Source organism: Enterobacter sp. SCRI0065, from assembly GCF_059766475.1.
On sequence record NZ_JCBAJB010000069.1, the window covers coordinates 1 to 247 of the forward strand.

Genomic DNA, 247 nt, shown 5'->3' on the forward strand with positions numbered 1-247 from the left:
TAGCCTTCGGTCAGGCTAGCAAGATGGCTGGCCAGTGAGGCATCAGCGCCAATCCCAAACCCACCGACCTGAATGATATTTCCATTCGTCGTGCCAGCGTCCTTCGTGGCACTACTTCCCAAACCGAGGTTTGTGCGAGCGTCTTCTGCCTTCGTTGCCCCGGTACCGCCTTGTGCAACAGATAGCGCAGTAGTAAGCCCTTTCAGCTCAGTGATATCGCTGTTTGCCCCCTTTCTGGCCAGTCCAC

1 pseudogene is annotated in these 247 nt (G+C 56.3%); it reads right to left on the reverse strand.

Features of this window, described 5'->3' with window-relative positions:
- Positions 1-247 (reverse strand): annotated as a pseudogene (locus AC6EMZ_RS23490) (hypothetical protein); the annotation flags it as partial.